The 20,595-nt window shown below is 68.3% G+C and carries 18 protein-coding genes; 4 read left to right on the top strand and 14 right to left on the bottom strand.

What is annotated here, in order from left to right; genetic code table 11:
• Nucleotides 1-117 precede the first annotated feature (117 nt).
• Together pafA and AB0M63_RS32555 are read right to left on the bottom strand one after the other, a co-directional pair.
• Nucleotides 118-1,479 (bottom strand): Pup--protein ligase, encoded by a 1,362-nt coding sequence (gene pafA, locus AB0M63_RS32560; RefSeq protein WP_171143128.1) that lies wholly within the window; start codon nucleotides 1,477-1,479, stop codon nucleotides 118-120.
• A gap of 9 nt (nucleotides 1,480-1,488) precedes the next feature.
• A complete protein-coding gene (locus tag AB0M63_RS32555) occupies nucleotides 1,489-2,748 on the bottom strand; it encodes an MFS transporter (RefSeq protein WP_355906516.1) in 1,260 nt (419 codons plus the stop codon).
• Nucleotides 2,749-2,846: 98 nt separating this feature from the next.
• Between AB0M63_RS32555 and AB0M63_RS32550 the strand changes: the two genes are divergently transcribed.
• The gene (locus AB0M63_RS32550; protein ID WP_366021901.1) at nucleotides 2,847-3,863 is read left to right on the top strand and encodes a LacI family DNA-binding transcriptional regulator; all 1,017 of its coding nucleotides are present in this window, start codon (nucleotides 2,847-2,849) and stop codon (nucleotides 3,861-3,863) included.
• Nucleotides 3,864-3,933: 70 nt separating this feature from the next.
• On the opposite strand, the gene prcA is transcribed toward AB0M63_RS32550, so the two are convergent.
• The 6 genes from prcA to arc all read right to left on the bottom strand — a co-directional run bounded on the left by prcA (nucleotide 3,934) and on the right by arc (nucleotide 10,055).
• Complete coding sequence (gene prcA, locus AB0M63_RS32545; protein WP_355906510.1) at nucleotides 3,934-4,680, bottom strand: proteasome subunit alpha; 747 nt, start codon at nucleotides 4,678-4,680, stop codon at nucleotides 3,934-3,936.
• A 69-nt stretch (nucleotides 4,681-4,749) separates the two neighbouring features.
• Nucleotides 4,750-5,595, bottom strand: coding sequence for a proteasome subunit beta (gene prcB, locus AB0M63_RS32540; protein ID WP_355906507.1), 846 nt, complete (start codon nucleotides 5,593-5,595; stop codon nucleotides 4,750-4,752).
• A complete protein-coding gene (locus AB0M63_RS32535) occupies nucleotides 5,547-6,152 on the bottom strand; it encodes an endonuclease VII domain-containing protein (RefSeq protein WP_366021900.1) in 606 nt (201 codons plus the stop codon). Before AB0M63_RS32535 ends, prcB begins: the two co-directional genes overlap by 49 nt.
• Before the next feature lie 5 nt (nucleotides 6,153-6,157).
• A complete protein-coding gene (locus tag AB0M63_RS32530) occupies nucleotides 6,158-6,376 on the bottom strand; it encodes a ubiquitin-like protein Pup (protein ID WP_200680184.1) in 219 nt (72 codons plus the stop codon).
• 155 nt (nucleotides 6,377-6,531) lie between these two features.
• Nucleotides 6,532-8,043: a depupylase/deamidase Dop gene (gene dop / locus AB0M63_RS32525; protein ID WP_355906502.1), complete on the bottom strand. Its 1,512-nt coding sequence runs from the start codon at nucleotides 8,041-8,043 to the stop codon at nucleotides 6,532-6,534.
• A gap of 245 nt (nucleotides 8,044-8,288) precedes the next feature.
• The gene (arc, locus tag AB0M63_RS32520) at nucleotides 8,289-10,055 is read right to left on the bottom strand and encodes a proteasome ATPase (protein WP_355906499.1); all 1,767 of its coding nucleotides are present in this window, start codon (nucleotides 10,053-10,055) and stop codon (nucleotides 8,289-8,291) included.
• A 386-nt stretch (nucleotides 10,056-10,441) separates the two neighbouring features.
• On the opposite strand from arc, the gene AB0M63_RS32515 reads away from it, so the two are divergent.
• Nucleotides 10,442-10,747: a ferredoxin gene (locus AB0M63_RS32515; protein WP_366021991.1), complete on the top strand. Its 306-nt coding sequence runs from the start codon at nucleotides 10,442-10,444 to the stop codon at nucleotides 10,745-10,747.
• Between the two features lie 14 nt (nucleotides 10,748-10,761).
• Here the strand turns inward: AB0M63_RS32515 and AB0M63_RS32510 are convergent, their stop codons facing one another.
• The 3 genes from AB0M63_RS32510 to AB0M63_RS32500 form a co-directional block, all read right to left on the bottom strand.
• Nucleotides 10,762-11,346 (bottom strand): hypothetical protein, encoded by a 585-nt coding sequence (locus AB0M63_RS32510; protein WP_366021899.1) that lies wholly within the window; start codon nucleotides 11,344-11,346, stop codon nucleotides 10,762-10,764.
• Between the two features lie 253 nt (nucleotides 11,347-11,599).
• Nucleotides 11,600-12,505 (bottom strand): tRNA (adenine-N1)-methyltransferase, encoded by a 906-nt coding sequence (locus AB0M63_RS32505; protein WP_355906493.1) that lies wholly within the window; start codon nucleotides 12,503-12,505, stop codon nucleotides 11,600-11,602.
• A gap of 50 nt (nucleotides 12,506-12,555) precedes the next feature.
• A complete protein-coding gene (locus AB0M63_RS32500; RefSeq protein WP_366021898.1) occupies nucleotides 12,556-14,136 on the bottom strand; it encodes a site-2 protease family protein in 1,581 nt (526 codons plus the stop codon).
• 175 nt (nucleotides 14,137-14,311) lie between these two features.
• Here AB0M63_RS32500 and AB0M63_RS32495 point away from each other — a divergent pair, with 175 nt between their 5' ends.
• Both AB0M63_RS32495 and AB0M63_RS32490 read left to right on the top strand, forming a co-directional pair.
• Nucleotides 14,312-15,244: a PD-(D/E)XK nuclease family protein gene (locus AB0M63_RS32495; RefSeq protein WP_355906487.1), complete on the top strand. Its 933-nt coding sequence runs from the start codon at nucleotides 14,312-14,314 to the stop codon at nucleotides 15,242-15,244.
• Nucleotides 15,245-15,387: 143 nt separating this feature from the next.
• Nucleotides 15,388-16,059, top strand: coding sequence for a response regulator transcription factor (locus AB0M63_RS32490; RefSeq protein WP_019066105.1), 672 nt, complete (start codon nucleotides 15,388-15,390; stop codon nucleotides 16,057-16,059).
• 72 nt (nucleotides 16,060-16,131) lie between these two features.
• On the opposite strand, the gene AB0M63_RS32485 is transcribed toward AB0M63_RS32490, so the two are convergent.
• The 3 genes from AB0M63_RS32485 to AB0M63_RS32475 all read right to left on the bottom strand — a co-directional run bounded on the left by AB0M63_RS32485 (nucleotide 16,132) and on the right by AB0M63_RS32475 (nucleotide 20,530).
• Nucleotides 16,132-17,712, bottom strand: coding sequence for an ABC transporter substrate-binding protein (locus AB0M63_RS32485; protein ID WP_366021897.1), 1,581 nt, complete (start codon nucleotides 17,710-17,712; stop codon nucleotides 16,132-16,134).
• 67 nt (nucleotides 17,713-17,779) lie between these two features.
• A complete protein-coding gene (locus AB0M63_RS32480) occupies nucleotides 17,780-19,384 on the bottom strand; it encodes an ABC transporter substrate-binding protein (protein ID WP_366021896.1) in 1,605 nt (534 codons plus the stop codon).
• 447 nt (nucleotides 19,385-19,831) lie between these two features.
• Complete coding sequence (locus tag AB0M63_RS32475; RefSeq protein WP_355906476.1) at nucleotides 19,832-20,530, bottom strand: HAD family phosphatase; 699 nt, start codon at nucleotides 20,528-20,530, stop codon at nucleotides 19,832-19,834.
• Nucleotides 20,531-20,595: the final 65 nt, after the last annotated feature.

Genomic DNA, 20,595 nt, shown 5'->3' with positions numbered 1-20,595 from the left:
CTTGTTGATGGCGTGCGCGCAACTCTACGGCGTGAGGCGGGCCCCGTACGTGAAACGTACGGGGCCCGTGTGGCGTACCGAATATGTATCCGGACGTCGGTATCCGGATGCTTTCGCCTACATTCCGGCGATCAGTTTCTCCACCCGGTCGTCCACGGAACGGAACGGGTCCTTGCACAACACCGTGCGCTGGGCCTGGTCGTTGAGCTTGAGATGGACCCAGTCGACGGTGAAGTCCCGCCGCTGTTCCTGAGCCCTGCGGATGAAGTCGCCGCGGAGCCTGGCCCGAGTCGTCTGCGGCGGAACGGACTTGCCCTCGAAGATCTTCAAGTCGTTGCAGATCCGGGCGGCTTGGCCCTTCCTCTCCAGGAGGTAGTAGAGCCCTCGGCGACGGTGGATGTCGTGGTACGCGAGGTCGATCTGGGCGACCCGCGGGTGGGACATGGTCATGTTGTGCTTGGCCCGGTACCGCTCGATCAACTGGTACTTCATGACCCAGTCGATCTCGGTGCCGATCCGGTCGAGGTCCTCGGCCTCGATCGAGTCCAGCACCCGGCCCCATAGTTCGAGGACCTGCTCGACGGTGCCGGTGCGGATGCCGCGGCGCTCGACGAAGTCCACGGCCTTCTCGTAGTACTCGCGCTGCACCTCCAGCGCGGAGGCCTCACGGCCGCTGGCCAGACGCACCTTGCGCCGGCCCGTGATGTCGTGGCTCACCTCACGGATCGCCCGGATCGGGTTCTCCAGGGTCAGGTCACGCATCACCGTGCCCGCCTCGATCATGCGCAGCACCAGGTCGGTGGCACCGACCTTGAGCAGCATGGTCGTCTCGGACATGTTCGAGTCGCCCACGATGACGTGGAGACGGCGGTAGCGCTCGGCGTCCGCGTGCGGTTCGTCCCGCGTGTTGATGATGGGCCGGGAACGCGTCGTCGCCGAGGAGACGCCCTCCCAGATGTGTTCGGCGCGCTGGCTGACGCAGTACACGGCGCCGCGCGGAGTCTGCAGCACCTTGCCCGCGCCGCACAGAAGCTGACGCGTGACCAGGAACGGAATGAGGATGTCCGCGAGCCGGGAGAACTCGCCGTGCCGTGCCACCAGGTAGTTCTCGTGGCAGCCGTACGAGTTGCCCGCCGAGTCGGTGTTGTTCTTGAAGAGGTAGACGTCGCCCGCGATTCCCTCCTCGTGCAGGCGTCGTTCGGCGTCCACCAGGAGTCCTTCGAGAATGCGCTCGCCGGCTTTGTCGTGGGTGACCAGTTCGGTCACGTTGTCACATTCGGGGGTCGCGTATTCCGGATGTGAGCCCACGTCGAGATAGAGCCGGGCGCCGTTTCGCAGAAAGACATTGCTGCTGCGGCCCCATGACACGACACGGCGGAAGAGGTACCGAGCCACTTCGTCGGGAGACAGTCGACGCTGTCCCCTGAACGTACACGTGACGCCGTACTCGTTCTCCAGCCCGAAAATGCGGCGGTCCATGAGTGAACATTACGCCCGATCCCCTGTGCTGAAACGGGGTTCGACAGCTCGGTTTGGATCATTTTCCGATGAAGCCGCAACCACCGCACCCCCGGCGGGAGCTGCGAGGACCCGTCCGGTCGCCAGAAGGACCAGCAGCGACACACCCCCCGCGACCCCCGGCACGGCGAACCCCCACAGGGCCCCACCGGCCTCTACGACCGGCCCCGCGACGCCCGTTCCGACCGATGCCCCCACCGTGAACGTCGTCACAAGCCACGAGAAAGCCTCGGTGACCGTGCCCTTCGGCGCATGCCGGTCGACCATGATGAAGGCACAGGCGAGCGCGGGCGCCAGGAACACCCCGGCCAGCACGGTCAGCAGCACCATGGCGACCGCCCCCGGCATCAGCGTCAACGGCAGGTAACACACCGCCAGCAGCCCCACCAGGACCCGCAGTCGCCGCTCCGGCGCCCCGGTCCACTGCCGCGCCCCGTAGACCGTGCCGCCCACCAGCGCGCCCAGCCCGATCGCGGCCATCAGCCAGCCGTACACCACGTCACCGCCGTGCCCGTCCGCGTACGACACGGACGCGACCGTGATGGACCCGAGCGCCATCCCGACGAACAGGAACGCGCCCAGCAGCGCCAGCAGTCCGGGCGAGCGCAGGGCGCCCAGCCAGTGCGCCTCACGCGGAGCCGACCGCCACGCGCGCGAGGGCGGCGACACGACCACGGAGAGCGCGCCCAGCACCCCGATGACGTTCAGTACCAGCAGCGCCACCGGGGCCGACCACAGCGACACGAACACCGTCACCAGCAACGGCCCTACGGTGAACATGACTTCCTGCGCCACCGCGTCCATGGCGTACGCCGTGTGCACCTGCTCCTCCCGGCGCAGCACGGCCGGCCACAGCGCCCGCAGACCGCCCTCCAGGGGCGGCGCGAACAGACCGGCTGCGGCCACTGCGACATAGGCGAGAGGCAGCGGATCGGTGCCGTAGAAGGCGAAGACGGCCATCGCGAGCGCCGAGAGGACCGCCGCCGGCAGCTGCACACGCGGCTGCCCATGGACGTCCACCAGCCGCCCCAGGAGAGGCTGCCCGACCGCGTTGGCGATCCCGTACACGGCCGCCAGCGCGCCCGCGAGGCTGTAGGTGCCGCCCTCCGCGCGGATGAACAGCACGATGGCGATGGCGGCGGTCGCGTTCGGCAGCCGGCCGACCAGGGTGCCCACCAGCAGGCGCGTGGCGTGCCTCGCCCTGAGGATCTCCAGATATCCCACGGCCATGCCCCACCCTTACGTTTTACGTATAACTTCCACCGTCATACGTACCATGTGCCCTGTCACGAGTCCAGACGGAGCCCGGCCGAAGGAGCAGCCCCACGGTGGTACGAGGCAGCACCCGCCCCACAAGCCGCGACGTCGCCCAGGCCGCGGGGGTGTCACAGGCCGCCGTCTCCCTGGTACTCGGCGACAAGTGGCGGGGCCGCGTCTCGGAGACCACCGCGGAACGCGTCCGGGAAGCAGCACGCGACCTGGGATACCGGCCCAACCTCGCGGCCCGCAATCTCAGGCTGGGACGCACCCGTACCGTCCTCCTGGTCGTCCCCGCGCTGACCACGGAGTTCTTCGCCGGCGTCTACACCGGCGCCGCCCGCGTCGCCGCCGAACACGGCTTCGGCCTGGTCCTCTACCCCTCGCCCGAGGGCATCGGCCCCGCCCGCGACCCCTTCGCCTCCGCCCAGGCCGCCCTGGACGGCGTGATCGCCTCCTCCATGGCCGCCGACGCCCTCACCGCGATCCGCGGCGACCAACTCCCCCTCGTGATGCTCGACAGCGACCCCGAGGGCAGCCTCGGCGCCGCCACCGTCAACCTGGACATCGCCGACGGCGTCCGCCAGGTCGCCGACCACCTGCTGACCCTGGGCCACCGCCGCTTCCTCCACCTCGCGGCCGACATCCCGTCCTGGACCTTCGAGGTACGCGCACGCGAACTGGCCGCACGCGTGCGCGAGTTCGAGAACGCCACGGTCCGTACGACCCGCGCCCCCATCTCCATCGAAGGCGCCCTGGCCGCCGCCGAGACCGCCCTCGCGGCCCCCGGCCCCCGCCCCACCGCCCTCGTCTGCGACGACGACAAACTCGCCGCCGGCGCCTACAAGGCCGCCCGCCGCCTCGGCCTGCGCATCCCCGAGGACATCTCCGTCACCGGCCTCGACGACCTCGCCCTGGCCACCGCCATCGACCCGGAACTCACCACGGTCCGCCTCGACGCCGAACTCTTCGGAGAACACGGCATGCGAGCCCTCCTTGCCGTCCTGGACGGCCGCACACCGCACGAGGGGGACATCCCGGTGGAACTGGTCGTCCGAGGGTCCACAGCGCCGCCGAACGCCTCCTGAAGCGTCCGCTACGCCGTGTGCCCCGGCCGATGACCGGCCGGGGCACACGAAAGACCTGATCCAGGCCGACTCACTTCTCGTCGTCGGACTCGTCACCGTCCGACGAGGTGTCCGCGCTCTCGCCCTCCAGCAGACGGGCGAGCTGACGGCCGACGATCCGCTTGAACTTACGGGCCTGCGGACGCGTACGGTCCAGCACCGCGACCTCCAGGCGCTCCGCGGGGATCTCCCGCTCAGTGCCGTTCGTATCGCGCGACAAGGACTGCACGGCCAGCTTGAGCGCCTCCGCGAGGGTCATACCGTCACGGTGCCGCTGGTCCAGATAACTGCTGATCGTCTCCGCGTTGCCGCCCACCGCGACCGAGCCGTGCTCGTCCACGATCGAACCGTCGTGCGGCAGCCGGTAGATCTGGTCACCGTCGGGCGTCTCCCCGACCTCCGCGACAACCAGCTCCACCTCGTACGGCTTCTCGGCCGCGCTGGAGAAGATCGTGCCGAGCGTCTGGGCATAGACGTTGGCGAGACCACGGGCGGTCACATCCGCGCGGTCGTAGGTGTAACCGCGCATGTCGGCGTACCTCACACCGCCGATCCGCAGGTTCTCGTACTCGTTGTACTTTCCGGCGGCCGCGAACCCGATCCGGTCATAGATCTCGCTGAACTTGTGCAGCGCACGGGAGGGGTTCTCGCCGACGAAGACAATGCCGTCGGCGAACTGCAGCACGACCAGGCTGCGGCCACGGGCGATGCCCTTGCGGGCGTACTCCGCCCGATCGGCCATCGCCTGCTGGGGTGAGACATAGAACGGCGTCGACACCGGTATCCGTCCCTCTCTTTAAAGTTCCGTCGAAGTCACTGGATCACCTTGATGAGAACGGGCCGTCGATCAGAGCAGCGCGGCGCGCGGGCCGTCGGGCTGCTGCAGTCGCCGCTCCAGGATCGAGCGGGCGATCTCGGAGGACTCGTCATCGGTGAGGCGGCGGAAACCGTCCTCGGTGATCACGGTGACGATCGGGTAGATCCGGCGGGCGACATCGGGACCACCGGTCGCCGAGTCGTCGTCGGCCGCGTCGTAGAGGGCCTGGACCACCAGGGTCGTGGCCTCGTCCTCGGTCAGCTGGTCGTGGAAGAGCTTCTTCATCGCACCGCGAGCGAAGACCGAACCGGAGCCGGTGGCCGCGTAGCCGAGCTCCTGGGAACGGCCGCCCGTCACGTCGTACGAGAAGATGCGACCGATGCCGCGGTCCACGTCGAACCCGGCGAAGAGCGGGACCACGGCCAGGCCCTGCATGGCCATGCCGAGGTTGGATCGGATCATCGTGGACAGCCGGTTCGCCTTGCCCTCCAGGGAGAGCTGGGCGCCTTCGACCTTCTCGAAGTGCTCCAGCTCCAACTGGAAGAGCTTGACCATCTCGACGGCGAGACCGGCGGTGCCGGCGATACCGACGGCCGAGTACTCGTCCGCCGGGAACACCTTCTCGATGTCCCGCTGCGCGATGACATTGCCCATGGTGGCCCGCCGGTCACCGGCGAGCACCACGCCACCGGGGAACGTGACGGCGACGATCGTCGTGCCGTGCGGGGCCTCGATGACGCCCTGGGTGGGCGGCAGTTGCCGGTTGCCCGGGAGCATCTCCGGCTGATGATCGGAGAGAAAATCCATGAAGGACGACGACCCAGGCGTCAGGAAGGCAGCTGGTAGACGCCCGGTGCTACGAGGGTTGGCTTCCACGACGTTCCCTCCAAGTAAGCGGCAGCCCGACGGACAGCGTCGGGATCGTCTCCCAACTTGCCGATGGCCGAATTGCAGTTGAAGCACAGTACGCCTCGGACCCTACCCGTCTCATGGCAGTGATCCACATGAACGGCCGGGGCTTTCAAACAGATCACGCAGAGCCCCATCTGAGAGGCGACCATCTCGTCGCGCTCGGCTTCGGTGAGGCCGTAGTTGCGCTTCAGATGATCCTCACGCCCCTTGACGGCCCTGCACGCCTTGCACCGTGTGGACAGGCCGTCCGACGCCGACGAATTTCGGTGCCACTCGCTGTGCGGCTTCACTTCCCCGCAGGTCCGGCACTGCTTATGCCCCGCCGGGATGTCCGCCTGCTCACGCACCGTCTTACCGAGCGCTTCCCTGCGTCGCCGGTAGTGCGCAGCAGAATATTCCGCCACGCACCCCCGACAGCGCACTTGCAGCCCGTCACGCCGGTTCCTGTCGGTAGCGAATGAAGCAACGGGCAGATCCCGCTCACATCCGGTACACCGCTTCACCTCAAGCGGGTCCGACATGCCCGTTATTGCCCGCCTTTTTGCACAAATGAACGAACGAAGTCCTCGGCATTCTCCTCGAGTACGTCGTCGATCTCGTCCAAAACCGAGTCGACATCGTCGCTCAGCTTCTCGTGGCGCTCCTTGAGATCGTCGGTCGCCTGCGCTTCTTCCGCCTGCTGCTCGACCTCCTCCGTGGAGCGCGTCGCCTTCTGCTGTCCGCCGCCGGTGTCCTTGGTCGCCATAACCCTCACCCCGCTCGGTTCGACGTTCTTGATCAGACCCTACTTGCAGGGACTGACATCGGCCCCGCAGTTACTACAACGTACGGCGGCCACCTCGATGATTCCCGGCCACCGGACATTCCACCCTGCCGGGCAGCCCGGACCTGAGGGCCCGCTCAGCCGCCCGACAGGACCCTGACCAGGTCTTCCGCAGTACGACAGCGGTCGAGGAGCTCCTTGACGTGATTACGCGTTCCGCGAAGCGGTTCCAGGGTTGGGACGCGCTGGAGCGAGTCCCGGCCCGGGAGGTCGAAGATCACGGAGTCCCAGGAGGCCGCGGCGACGTCGTCGGCGTACTGCTCCAGGCAGCGGCCGCGGAAGTACGCGCGGGTGTCCTCCGGCGGGGTCGTACGGGCCCTCTCGACCGTGTCCTCGTCCAGCAGGCGCTTGATGCGGCCGCGGGCCACCAGACGGTTGTAGAGGCCCTTCTCGGCCCGTACGTCCGCGTACTGGAGGTCGACGAGGTGCAGCCGGGCCGCGTCCCAGTCGAGGCTGTCGCGGCGCCGGTAGCCCTCCATGAGCTCCCGTTTGGCGACCCAGTCCAGTTCGCCGGCCAGGCTCATCGGGTCGTTCTCCAGGCGGTTGAGCGTGTCCTCCCAGCGGACCAGGACGTCCTTGGTCTGGTCGTCGGCGTCGGAGCCGTAGCGTTCCTCGACGTATTTGCGGGAGAGCTCGAAGTACTCCATCTGGAGCTGGACCGCGGTGAGGGTCCGGCCGCTGCGGAGGGTGACCAGGCGCTTGAGGGTGGGGTCGTGGGAGACCTGGTGAAGGGTGCGGACCGGTTGGTCCACTGCGAGGTCGACCGCGATGAAGCCGTCCTCGATCATGGAGAGGACGAGGGCCGTGGTGCCCAGCTTGAGGTAGGTCGAGATCTCGGAGAGGTTCGCGTCGCCGATGATCACGTGCAGGCGGCGGTACTTCTCGGCGTCCGCGTGCGGTTCGTCGCGGGTGTTGATGATCGGACGCTTGAGGGTGGTCTCCAGGCCGACCTCGACCTCGAAGTAGTCGGCGCGCTGGCTGAGCTGGAAGCCGTGTTCGTGTCCGTCCTGGCCGATGCCGACGCGGCCGGCTCCGGTGACGACCTGGCGGGAGACGAAGAAGGGGGTCAGGTGGCGCACGATGTCCGAGAAGGGGGTCTCCCGCTTCATCAGGTAGTTCTCGTGCGTGCCGTAGGAGGCGCCCTTGTTGTCGGTGTTGTTCTTGTAGAGGTGGATCGGCTGGGCGCCCGGGAGTTGGGCGGCGCGCTCGGCGGCCTCGGCCATGATGCGCTCGCCGGCCTTGTCCCACAGGACGGCGTCCATGGGGTTGGTGACTTCCGGGGAGCTGTACTCCGGGTGTGCGTGGTCGACGTAGAGCCGTGCGCCGTTGGTGAGGATGACATTGGCGAGGCCGATGTCCTCGTCGGTGAGCTGGCTGGAGTCGGCGGCCTCCCGGGCGAGGTCGAAGCCTCGCGCGTCCCGCAGCGGGTTCTCCTCCTCGAAGTCCCAGCGGGCCCGCCGGGCCCGGTGCATCGCCGCCGCGTAGGCGTTGACGATCTGGGACGAGGTGAGCATGGCATTGGCGTTGGGGTGGCCGGGGACGGAGATCCCGTACTCCGTCTCGATGCCCATTACTCGCCGTACGGTCATGCGGCCCTCCTTGCCCGGCGGCGCCCTCGGTCGGGGGCGCCGCTCAAGTACCGCTGGCGCTCCGGTGCGTGTGCGGTGCCCGTCCCCGCACTGCGCGACTCGGCGGTACCGAAGAGCCTAGAACGGCTTTGCGCTGGTGGGGAGATCATTTGCGTCATTGCCTCGCGCGCCCCTTGTTGCGGTCATGGCCTGAAAAGCAGTCGGCTGCGGGTACCCGCCGTGGGCACCCGCAGCCGCCCTGTTTTTTACAGGTACTGACCGGTGTTCGCCACCGTGTCGATGGAGCGTCCGGTGTCGGCGCCCTGCTTTCCGGTGATGAGCGTACGGATGTAGACGATCCGTTCGCCCTTCTTTCCGGAGATCCGGGCCCAGTCGTCGGGGTTGGTGGTGTTGGGCAGGTCCTCGTTCTCCTTGAATTCGTCCACGCAGGCCTGGAGGAGGTGGGAGACGCGGATGCCCTTCTGCTTGTGGTCGAGGAAGTCCTTGATGGCCATCTTCTTGGCCCGGCCCACGATGTTCTCGATCATGGCGCCGGAGTTGAAGTCCTTGAAGTAGAGGACTTCCTTGTCACCGTTGGCGTAGGTGACCTCCAGGAAGCGGTTCTCCTCGGATTCCGTGTACATGTGTTCCACTGCCGTCTGGATCATGCTCTGGACGGTGGTGGTCTTGTCTCCGCTGTGCTCGCCGACGTCGTCGGGGTGGAGCGGGAGGCGTTCGGTGAGGTACTTGCCGAAGATGTCCTTGGCGGCCTCGGCGTCGGGACGCTCGATCTTGATCTTCACGTCCAGGCGGCCGGGGCGCAGGATGGCGGGGTCGATCATGTCCTCGCGGTTCGAGGCGCCGATGACGACCACGTTCTGCAGGCCTTCGACACCGTCGATCTCGGCGAGGAGCTGGGGGACGATGGTGTTCTCCACGTCCGAGCTGACGCCGGATCCGCGGGTGCGGAAGAGGGATTCCATCTCGTCGAAGAAGACGATGACGGGTGTGCCCTCGCTGGCCTTTTCACGAGCACGCTGGAAGACGAGGCGGATCTGCCGCTCGGTCTCGCCGACGTACTTGTTGAGGAGTTCGGGGCCCTTGATGTTGAGGAAGAAGCTCTTGCCGGTGGCCTGTCCGGTGACTTCGGCGACCTTTTTGGCCAGCGAGTTGGCGACGGCCTTGGCGATGAGCGTCTTTCCGCATCCGGGGGGCCCGTACAGCAGGACGCCCTTGGGCGGCCGCAGTTCGTGCTCCTTGAAGAGGTCGGGGTAGAGGTACGGCAGTTCGACCGCGTCGCGGATCATCTCGATCTGGCCGCCCAGACCGCCGATCTGCTCGTAGCCGATGTCGGGGACCTCTTCGAGGACGAGTTCCTCGACCTCGCTCTTCGGAACGATCTCGTAGACGTAGCCGGAACGGGGTTCGAGCAGCAGGGCGTCGCCGGGGCGGATGGTGATGTCCAGCAGGGGCTCGGCGAGCCGCACCACCCGCTCCTCGTCGGTGTGCCCCACCACGAGGGCGCGTTCGCCGTCCTCCAGGATCTCCTTGAGGGTGACGATGTCGCCGACGCTCTCGTACTCCATGGCCTCGACCACGTTGAGCGCTTCGTTGAGCATTACTTCCTGGCCGCGGCGGAGCTCTTCGAGTTCCACGCTCGGGCTGACGTTCACCCGTAGTTTGCGACCGCCGGTGAAGATGTCCGCGGTGCCGTCCTCGTTGGCCACGAGGAAGACGCCGAAGCCGGCCGGTGGCTGTGCGAGCCGGTCGACTTCTTCCTTGAGGGCCACGATCTGGTCGCGGGCCTCACGGAGCGTGTTGGCGAGTCGCTCGTTCTGGGCGGACACTCCGGCCAGATTGGTCTGCAGCTCGACGATCCGCTCTTCGAGAATCCTCGTGTGTCGCGGAGAGTCGGCGAGCTTACGTCGCAGGACGGCGATCTCCTGCTCAAGGTAGGCAATCTGCCCGGACGGGTCGTCGGACCCTCGTCCCGGGCGGATGCCGCGGTTCATGTCGTCGTCGTGGGCTGCCACGGTCCTCACCTCCTCCAAGGGGAGCTGGACGCTTCCAGACCCTACCTGGGTGGGTGTCGATTGAAACCCCTAGATCACAAAGACTGTCAAGGTGTGTCGTCGGTCACCCTGCGCTCTCCCTCACGCCGTGTGGATACCCACTCAACGTGATTCAGAAGCCGACTGTTCCGAGGCCGGGTCGGTCGAATCCCTTCACGGCGGACGTGAGTTGCCGTGTGGGTGGGTTCGGGACCCGGCGGAAACCCGCCATGGCGCTCCTGACGGAGAGTGTCCATGCGGACAGTGTCCGTCATGTCGTGGCGTGAAACCTGAGATCGCGGAGAAAGGCCGCTCGGGCGGGCGGAGGTAGGGTCGAAGGTGTTCAACACCCGGCGGAATCAGGAGACATCACCGTGCAGGACGAGGCCGCGGCCGACGGCGGGGCGCTGGAGGTCTGGATCGATCAGGACCTCTGTACCGGCGACGGCATCTGCGCCCAGTACGCCCCCGAGGTCTTCGAGCTGGACATCGACGGTCTGGCCTATGTGAAGAGCCCGGACGACGAGCTGTTGCAGGACAAGGGCGCCACCACGCCGGTCCCGCTGCCCTTGTTGGCCGATGTCGTGGACTCCGCCAAGGAGTGCCCCGGTGACTGCATTCATGTGCGCCGGGTCGCGGACCGGGTCGAGGTGTACGGGCCCGACGCGGCCTGAGGATCAGCGGGTCGTCAGACGCTCTGGGCGTTGCCGGGGGTGGAGCGGACGAACGCGCCGTTGTGCCACTGCCACTTGGCGGTTTCCTTGACGTCGGGGCAGCAACTGGGCACGTCCTCGGTGGAGTAGCCGAGGAGGGTCGCGAGGACCGCGCCGTCGCGTATGGAGAAGTCGGTGACGGTCTCCCGGGCCTTCGGGGCGACCAGGGTGGCGACCACGCGCGGGGTGTCGGCGTCGGCCGCCTGGGTGAGGACGTAGACGCCGTCGGGCGGGGTGCCCATGCCTGCGTCGCAGTGGACGACGGCAACGGTCTCGGGCCTGCCGTCGCCGTCGAGGTCTCCGGTGGCCTTCTTCTGCACGATGGCCTTCAGGGGGCCGCATTCGATGGGGAAGTCGACGCCCGTGGTCGCGGGCGCGGAGGCGGTGGTGGGCGCGGACTTCGTCTGCGGGCCCGAGGCCTGGGCAGCGCGGGCGGAGTCGGGCTGCAGGACCGAGGAGAGCGCGACGACGCCGGCGAGAGCCGTGGCGGTGGCGACCCAGTGGATGGGCCGGGTGTTCGTGTGTGCCAGTTCCAGTTCCGGGACGGCGGAGTGCTGCACTAGGAGTGTCTCCTGTGAGGGCTGTGCCGGTGGGGGTGGCCTGCATGGTGCCACACGGCACGGTGCGGGGGAACGGCGGGGTCGACAGTTCGTTCGCGGGGTCGCACGGTCGCGTGCAGTCCGACGGTGGCGGTGGTGCCGCGGTGGTGGTGTGTCAGAAGCAGGACGCCGTGGCCGAGTTCCGGAGGACTTCCGGGAACTCGGCCACGGCGTTCGTGCGTTGAGTGCGGCACACGGCCGCCAGGGGGCGGGCTCAGCGGCCGGCGGCGCCGCCTTCGGCGTTGGGGCCGGTGTAGTCGTCGCCGTAGGCGCCCTTGGCGGGGCGGCGGCGGCGCATGGGGGGCTCGACGCCGTCCGCGAGGCGGCGGGCGGTGAGGAGGAAGCCGGTGTGGCCGATCATCCGGTGGTCGGGGCGGACGGCCAGGCCCTCGACGTGCCAGTTGCGCAGCATCGTCTCCCAGGCGGTCGGCTCGTTGAAGGAGCCGATCTCGCGGATGGACTCGACGGTCCGCGCGAGCTGGGTGGTGGTCGCGACGTAGCAGCAGAGGATGCCGCCGGGCACGAGCGCCTTGGAGACGGCCTCCAGGCACTCCCAGGGGGCGAGCATGTCCAGGATGACGCGGTCGACGTCCGTGTCGGAGAGGTTGTCCTGGAGGTCGCCGACGGTGAGCTGCCAGGCGGGGTGCGGGCCGCCGAAATAGCGCTCCACGTTCTGCTGGGCGATCTCGGCGAAGTCCTCGCGGCGCTCGTAGGAGTGCAGCATGCCCTGGTCGCCGATGGCGCGCAGCAGGAAGCTGCTGAGCGAGCCGGAGCCGACGCCCGCTTCCACGACGCGTGCGCCGGGGAAGATGTCCGCGAAGGACAGGATCTGCCCCGCGTCCTTGGGGTAGACCACGGCGGCGCCGCGGGGCATGGACAGGACGTAGTCGGGGAGCAGGGGGCGCAGCGCGAGGTAGGCGACGTTTCCGGTGGTGCGGACAACGCTGCCCTCGGGTGCGCCGATCAGCTCGTCGTGCGGGAAGGAACCCTTGTGGGTGTGGAAGTTCTTCCCCGCTTCGAGCGTGAACGTGTAGTGGCGGCCCTTGGGGTCGGTCAGCTGAACCTGGTCCCCGACCTTGAAGGGCCCGCGCCTGCGGGCGGCACCGGTCGGTTCGGACATGTGAACACCCTACCGGCGTTTGCGGGGGCCGCCGACCACGCGCGTGTGCCTCAGTTGGGGCGGGCCATGGCCTTCACGAAGGCCCGCTCGACGTCGGCGGCGGACAGGACGCCGTAGATCTCGCCGGTCTCCTCGACCACGAGGTATTCGGTGGCGGGGGTGGCGCGCAGGGCGTCGAGGAGGTCCTCCCCGGCGAGTTCCGCGGAGACGCGCATGCCGTCGGTGAGGTCCTGGGCGAGGCCGCTGACGGAGACCCAGGGGCGGCGGTGTTCGGGGACGCCGACGATGGCGGCCTCGCGGACGAGGGAGAGGGGCTGGCCGTCGGCGTCGACGACGACCAGGGCGCGGGCGCCGGCGGCGTTGGCACGGCGCAGTGCCTCGGAGAGCGGGGTGTTGGTCTCGACCGGTACCGCGCGGCGGGTGAGGTTGCGGGCGCGCAGTTCGGGGAGGTGTTCGCGCAGTCGGGCCATACGGAGGCTGTTGCCGGCGCCGGTCCAGATGATCGCGGCGAGGATCGCGGCCAGCAGGGCGTCCGTGACGGTGTCCATGCCGTTGATGTCCTCGGTGTTGGTTCCGAGGGCGCCGGTCTGGGTGAGCAGCGGGAGGCCGATGAGGACGGAGACGGCAAGGGCGCGGCCGACCCAGGCGGCGGCGATGGTGCCGCTCATGGGCCTGCCGGTGATCTTCCAGACGACGGCGCGGAGCATACGGCCGCCGTCGAGGGGCAGGCCGGGCAGGAGGTTGAAGGCGGCCACGATCAGGTTGGAGACCATCAGGCCGGCCAGGAGCACGCCGGGGACCGTGCCGGGCTCCACGGGCTGCATGGCCAGGTAGAAGATGCCGGAGAGGATCAGCGAGAGCAGCGGGCCGACGAAGGCCAGCACGAACTCCCGGCCCGGGGTCTCGGCCTCCTTCTCGATCTCGGAGACGCCGCCGAAGAACTGCAACTGGATACGGCGGACCGGGAGTTTGAAGCGGAGGGCGGCGACGGTGTGGGCGAGTTCGTGCACCAGGACCGAGCCGTAGAAGGCGACGGCGAAGAAGAGGGCCACGAGGTAGCGGGCGGCGCCGAGTTCGGGCAGCACGCGGTCGAGCTGCCCGCCGAACACCCAGGTGATGAGCGCGGCGACGAGGAACCAACTGGGTGCCACGTAGACGGGCACTCCGAAGGGCCGACCCATCAGCAGGCCGCCGCCGGGCTCCTTGGGGCGCTGCGGGGGGCGTCCCTTGGCGATGCCGGGGTTGGCGTCGGTGTGGGCCTCGCTGTGGGCGTGGGGGCGGTCGGGGGCTCGGTCGTGGGGGTCGTGAGGGTTGGGGTGGTCACCTGACGCCGGTCCGCTGTCGGGTTTCGGCTCGCCGTTCAGGTGGGTGGGGGCGGAGGGCGTGCCCGTCTCCTCCGGCTCCGGGCTGCCGTTGTCCGCGGACTGGGCGGGAGCGGATGACGGGCTCGTGAGCCCGTGCTCCTCCGTCGGCTTGTCCGCGTCCCCGCGTTCACCCGACGACGTGTTCGCTTCCCCGGTTCCCTCGGCGGATGTCCGGGGGTCGGCGGCCGGGGTCGTGGCACCCGTGGTGTGCTCGGTCGGCTCGTTGGTGCCGGACCGCGGCTGCCCGCTCCCGCCGCTCTCGTCCACGGTGTCCCCTCGTTCGAAGCGTCCTCCGCGCCGACCGGGCGGAGGGGTCTCGGGTCGATGGTATGCGGCGGTCGCGACGCGTTCCGCCCCGGCACCCCCCGTGTTTCCCCGGCTGTCGCGAGTGCGTCGGCCGGGATCGGGTCACTGTCAGTGGCGGGCCGTAAGGTCTGTGGGCATGGAGACGAGTACCGAGGGCGCCGCGGGGATGTCCGGCGACGAGGGCGCGGCGGCGGGGCCGGCCGCGGAAGTGACAGTGGCGACGGGGACGGCGGGCGTGGTCGAGCGTGTCGCCATGGCGCCCGCGTCGCTGTCGCCCTCGCGTGCCAGTGACTTCATGCAGTGCCCGTTGCTGTACCGGTTCCGGGTGATCGACCGGCTGCCCGAGAAGCCCAGCGAGGCGGCGACTCGGGGGACTCTGGTGCACTCGGTCCTTGAGCGGCTCTTCGACGCGCCGGCGGCCGAGCGTACGGCGCCGCGTGCGAAGTCGCTGATCCCCGGGCAGTGGGACCGGTTGCGGGAGTCCCGGCCGGAGGTCGTGGAGTTGTTCGCCGATGATCCGGAGGGCGAGCGGTTGGCGCGCTGGCTCGGGGAGGCGGAGCGGCTGGTCGAGCGCTGGTTCTCCCTTGAGGATCCGACGCGGCTGGAGCCGGCCGAGCGGGAGATGTTCGTCGAGGCCGAGCTGGATTCGGGGCTGAAGCTGCGCGGGATCATCGACCGGGTCGACGTGGCGCCGACCGGGGATGTGCGGATCGTCGACTACAAGACGGGCAAGGCGCCCCGGCCGGAGTACGCCGAGGGTGCGCTGTTCCAGATGAAGTTCTACGCGCTGGTGGTCTGGCGGTTGAAGCAGGTCGTCCCGCGGCGGCTCCAGTTGGTGTACCTCGGCAGCGGGGACATGCTGACGTACGACCCCGACCTCGCCGACCTGGAGCGCGTCGAGCGCAAGCTGCTGGCGCTGTGGGAGGCGATCCGGCTGGCCACGGAGACGGGCGAGTGGCGTCCCCGCCCGACGAAGCTGTGCGGTTGGTGCGATCACCAGGCGGTGTGCCCGGAGTTCGGAGGGACTCCTCCGCCTTATCCGCTGCCTGTGTCTCAGGTGGCGGACTGACTCTTCCGGGTTGGCGCGGCGTCGGCCCTTGTGGCGTTCCGTGAGGACGCGGGCTCGGTCCCCCTCCCCCACCCCGTCAGGCCGGTCGAGTCGACCAGGCTCGCGCAGGGCAGAATGGGGCCGGGCTAGCGAAGGAGATTCACGTGGCCATCCGCGTCCTACTTGTCGATGATCAGCCGCTGCTGCGCACCGGGTTCCGGATGATTCTGGAGGCCGAGCAGGATCTCGCGGTCGTCGGTGAGGCCGGTGACGGGCTGCAGGCGCTTGACCAGGTGCGGGCTCTGCAGCCCGATGTGGTGCTGATGGACATCCGTATGCCGCGGATGGACGGGGTGGAGGCGACCCGGCAGATCACCGGTCCCGGGCGGGACGGGCCGGCGAAGGTGCTGGTGCTGACGACCTTCGACCTGGACGAGTACGTGGTGGAGGCGTTGCGGGCGGGGGCCAGTGGCTTTCTGTTGAAGGACGCTCCGGCGAACGAGTTGGTGCAGGCGATCCGGGTGGTGGCCGCAGGCGAGGCCATGCTCGCGCCGAGCATCACGCGGCGGCTGCTCGACAAGTACGCCGGTCATCTGCCGTCGGGTGACGAGCCGGTTCCGGACGCCCTGCACACGCTGACCGAGCGTGAGGTCGAGGTGTTGAAGCTGGTGGCGCGCGGGTTGTCGAACGCCGAGATCGCCGCCGATCTGTTCGTCAGCGAGACCACCGTCAAGACGCACGTGGGGCATGTGCTGACCAAGCTGGGTCTGCGTGACCGGGTGCAGGCCGCGGTGTACGCGTACGAGAGCGGGCTGGTGCGTCCCGGCGCGCAGTAAGGGACGACATATATGTGCGGAGAGGGCGCTCCTTCCTGACAGGGGCGCCCTCTCCGTGTGTGCGGGGCGGGTTCAGCCCTTGCTGAGTTCCCAGAAGCGGAACACCGTCGAGGCGTCGAGGCAGTATTCGAGGCCGTAGACGTTCTCGCGGGTGACCGCGTACTGCTTGGCCTGCCAGACCGGGAGGACGGGCAGTTGGTCGGCGACGATGTCCTGGAGCTTGTCGTAGTCGGCGTCAGTGGCACCGCGGTCGCGCTGGGCGGCGGTCCTGGGGATGAGCGTGTCGGTGATCGTGTTGTTCGTGTAGTTGTTGCTCAGGACGTTGCCCTTGCCGAAGAAGGGGGCGGTGAAGTTGTCGGCGTCGGGGTAGTCCGGCACCCAACCCTTCACGTAGACGCCGTACTTGCCCTTGGCGATGTCCTTCTCGTACTGGTCGTAGGCCACGGACTTCACGTCGGCGTCGAACAGGCCGCTGGCGTCGAGTTGTTCGGCGATGGCCTTCAACTCCCGGTCGGTGGCGGGGCCGTAGCGGGAAGGGGTGGACCAGAGGGTGAGTTTCACCTTGCCGGTGATGCCGGCGGCCTCCAGCGCGGCCTGTGCCTCGGCCTTGGAGGGGTGGGAGCCGTAGGTGTCGAAGAAGGACGTGGTGTGTCCGGCGATGCCGGCCGGGATGATCGAGTAGAGCGGGGTCGCCGTGTCCTTGTAGACGTCCCGGATGAGGGCGTCGCGGTCGAGGAGGTGGGCGATGGCCTTGCGGACGCCGAGTTGTCCGGCGACGGGGTCGTCCATGTTGAAGACGAGGTGCTGGACCTCGGCGCTGCTGCCCTCGACGACCTCGACGCCATCACTGGCGTCGGAGTTCTCGATGTCCGAGATGTCGGTGGCGGTCAGGCCGCGGTAGGCGATGTCGATCTTGTTGTCGAGGAGAGCCGTCTTCAGGGCGCTCTGGTCGCCGTGGAAGAACCTCAGGGTGACACCGGAGTTCTTGACCTCGGCGGTGCCCTTGTAGTGGTCGTTGACGGAGAAGACGGCCTCGTCGTCGCCGTAGGAGTCGAGTTTGTACGGTCCTGAGCCGACCGCCTCGCCGTCCTCGCGGAGGCCGTCCGCGTCGTACTGGCTGTGGTCGACGATCGAGCCGGCGCCGGAGGCGAGCTTGCTCGGGAAGGTGGCGTCGGAGGTGTTGAGCCTGAAGACGACGGTCTTCTCGTCCGGTGTCTCGACCTTGTCGAGCATCGGGAACATGATCGCGGGACCGGCGGAGTCGTCGATCTTCAGCATGCGGTCGAAGGAGAACTTGACGTCCTTCGAGGTGAGCGCATCGCCGTTGCTGAACTCCAGGCCGGTCTTGAGGGTGCACCGGTAGACCTGGGCCCGGGAGTCCGTGAAGGAGCACTCCTTGGCGGCCTCCGGCTGCGGTTCGGTGCCGCCCTTGGGGAAGCTGAGCAGCGACTGGAAGACGTTGTCGAACAGCAGCCAGGAGCCGGGGTCGTAGCCGGAGGCGGGGTCGGTGGCCAGGACGTCGTCGGACATTCCCATGACGATGGAGGAGCCGGTGTCCGAGGAGCCGCCCGTCTGGGAGCCGCATCCGGTCAACAGGCCGGAGGCCAGCCCCGCCACGATGGGCAGGACTGGCCACTGGTGGAGCTTGTTCACTGCGTGGTGCCTTGTCTTTGGTGCTGGAGAAGACCCGGGGCGCGACGGCCCCGGGCACACGGGGCTGTCAGTTGCCCGCGCCTCGGCCCAGCTCCCAGAGCTGGAGGGTCGAGGAGGAGTTGAGCGCGTACGCGGTGCCCGTGATGTCGTCGCGGGCGGCGACGTACTGCTTGCCCTGCCACAGCGGGATCATCGGCACGTCGGTGGCGACGATGTCCTGGATGGTCGTGAGGCTCTTGGACGCGGCGAGCCGGTCGGCCTCTCGGCGCGACTCGGGGATCAGCGTGCTGATGATCTCGGAGTTGGCGTACGGCGAGCCGAGGGTGTTGTCCTTGTCGAGGAATGGGGCGAGGTAGTTGTCGGCGTCGGGGAAGTCCGGGAACCAGCCCATCCCGTAGACGTCGTACTCGCCCTTCTGCTCGGCCTGGCGGAACGTCGACCAGGGCGTGCCCTTGATGCTGACGTCGAACAGGCCGCTGTCGTTGAGCTGCTTCTGGAGCTGCTCGAACTCGCCCTTGGTGGCCGGGCCGTAGTGGTCGGTCGTGTAGTGCAGGGTGAGCTTCACCGGGGTGGTGATGTTCGCCTTGGACAGCAGCGACTTGGCCTTGGTGACACTCGGGTCGCCGTACTTGTTGAAGAACGAGTTCGAGTGACCGGTGATGGTCGCCGGGACCAGGGAGTAGAGCGGCTCGGCCTCGGTGCCGTAGACCTTGGAGACGAGTTCGCCGCGGTCGATGACCTGGGCCATCGCCTCGCGCACGGCCTTCGTCCTGACGGTCGCGGCATCGGTGTTGAAGGCCAGGTAGCGGATTTCGAGGCCGGGCATCTCGACGAGGTCGACGTCGCCGTCGGTGTCGTCGCTGAGCTTCTGGATCTGCGTCGGCGACATGGTGCGCGTCATGACGTCGATGTCACCCTTGGTGAGCGCGGTGCCCATGGCGGTGGCGTCCGCGAAGGAGCGCATCTCGACCTTGCTGTTGTTCACCTTCAGAGTCCCCTTGTAATTGGGGTTCTTGGTGAAGGTGGCGGTCGTGATCGCGTCGTTCTTCTGGTCGACGGAGAGGGTGTACGGGCCGGAGCCGTCCACCTCGAAGCCGTCGCGCAGCTTGTCCTTCTGGTAGTCGTCCGGGTTCACGATGCCGGCGACGGGAGTGGACAGCTTGTACGGGAAGGTGGCGTCGGCCGTCTTGAGGTGGAAGATGACCTCGCTGTCGCCCTGGGTCTCGACGGTGTCGACGGTGGACAGCAGGGCGAACACACCGCTGTCGGCCTTGATGCGCATCGCGCGGTCGATGGAGTACTTCACGTCTTCCGCGGTGATCTTGTCGCCGTTGGCGAACTTCAGACCGTCGCGCAGGGTGCAGGCGTAGCGCTCGTTGCCGGTGTCGGTGAAGCCGCACTTCTCGGCGGCCTCGGGCACCGGGTCGCCCTCGCCCTTGGGCTGGATCATCAGGGTCTGCACGGTCTGGCGCAGGATGTTCCAGGTGCCGACGTCGTAGGCGTAGGCGGGGTCGAGCGGCGCCGGAGCGTCCTTCGTCGCCTCGAACCGGTCCGTGGTGCCGACGACTATCGCATCGTCGCTGGAACTGCCGCTGCCGCTGCCGCCACACGCGGCGAGCACCGGCGCGAGCAGGCCGACAACGGCCGGCAGCACCAAAGTCTTGCGGTTCATGCGGGCGTTTCTCCAGAACTGTTCGAAGTCCGTGTACCCGGCATACAGGGGGTGGTGTTGCCGATCACGGGGGCAAGGGCGATGTTCTCGCGTTGAGATTAGTCCGCACCTGCACGAGGGTCCGCAGTCACCGTAGTTGGGTTCCCATCACGCAGCGGAACCGGGTGCGGACGGACCGAAAACCCGCCGAGGGAAGGATTAGTGCAGGGTTTCACCAATCGGGACACAAGGGTGCGTGATCGGCCTCAGAAATGGGGTGAACAGCACAGAGTGACGACGATGTCGACCCTCCGGCACGTGGGGAACCTCACATGCTTCAACTCAGTTGGAGCGCAACGGAATTCGACCGGTCGACCGGGAGGGAATTCCCCTCCCATTGGATCCAATGGGATCCCATTGAACTTTGCACGCTCGGTGAACGCGTGGCGCATTTCCGTCATCGGTCCGTCATCGGCCCGGCATCAGGCCCCGGAGAAATGCCAGGTCCACGACTTCCAGAGAGGTCACGACGGTACGCCGGGCGGCGGGGGCGATCGGTGCCACGGACGGCACGGCCACCACCAGACAGCCCGCCGCCTCCGCCGCCGCGACCCCGGTCGCGGTGTCCTCGACGACCGCGCAGCGGGCCGGGTCGACGCCGAGTCCGGCGGCGGCGAACAGATACGGGTCGGGGTACGGCTTGGTGCGCGCGACCTCGTCGCCGGCGACCGTCAGCGCGAAGTGCTGGGGGCCGAGCGCGGTCAGGACACGGTCGATGATGCGCCGGTGCGAGGCGGAGACCAGGGCCGTGGGGATCTCGTACTCCGACAGCTCGGCCAGGAGTCTGGCCGCGCCCGGCATCAGCGGCAGGGCCCGCCCGATGCGGTCCTCGAAGCCCTCGTTGAGCAGGACGGTCAGCTCGGCGAGGGTGATGTCGGCGCCGGTGGCCTCGATCAGGAAGCCGGCGCTGCGGGTCATGGGGCCGCCGACCACGACATGGCGCCAGGAGTCGTCGAGGGGGTGTCCGAGGGCGGCGAAGACCTCGACCTCGACCTCCCACCAGAAGCCCTCGGTGTCCACCAGGGTTCCGTCCATGTCGAGGAGTACGGCCTGGAGTGCGGAGCCTTCGGCCGTACGGGTTCCGAGCGCGGGGACCGTGCTGGTCATCCTGGCGCACCTCCTTGAGGGACGATCAGGCCGGCCGCCTCTTTTTCACAGAGAGGCGACCGGCC

Source organism: Streptomyces sp. NPDC051576, from assembly GCF_040681835.1.
Taxonomy (GTDB): Bacteria; Actinomycetota; Actinomycetes; order Streptomycetales; family Streptomycetaceae; genus Streptomyces.
Note: the sequence above shows the minus strand (reverse complement) of the source record. Positions and strands in the feature narration are given on the sequence as shown.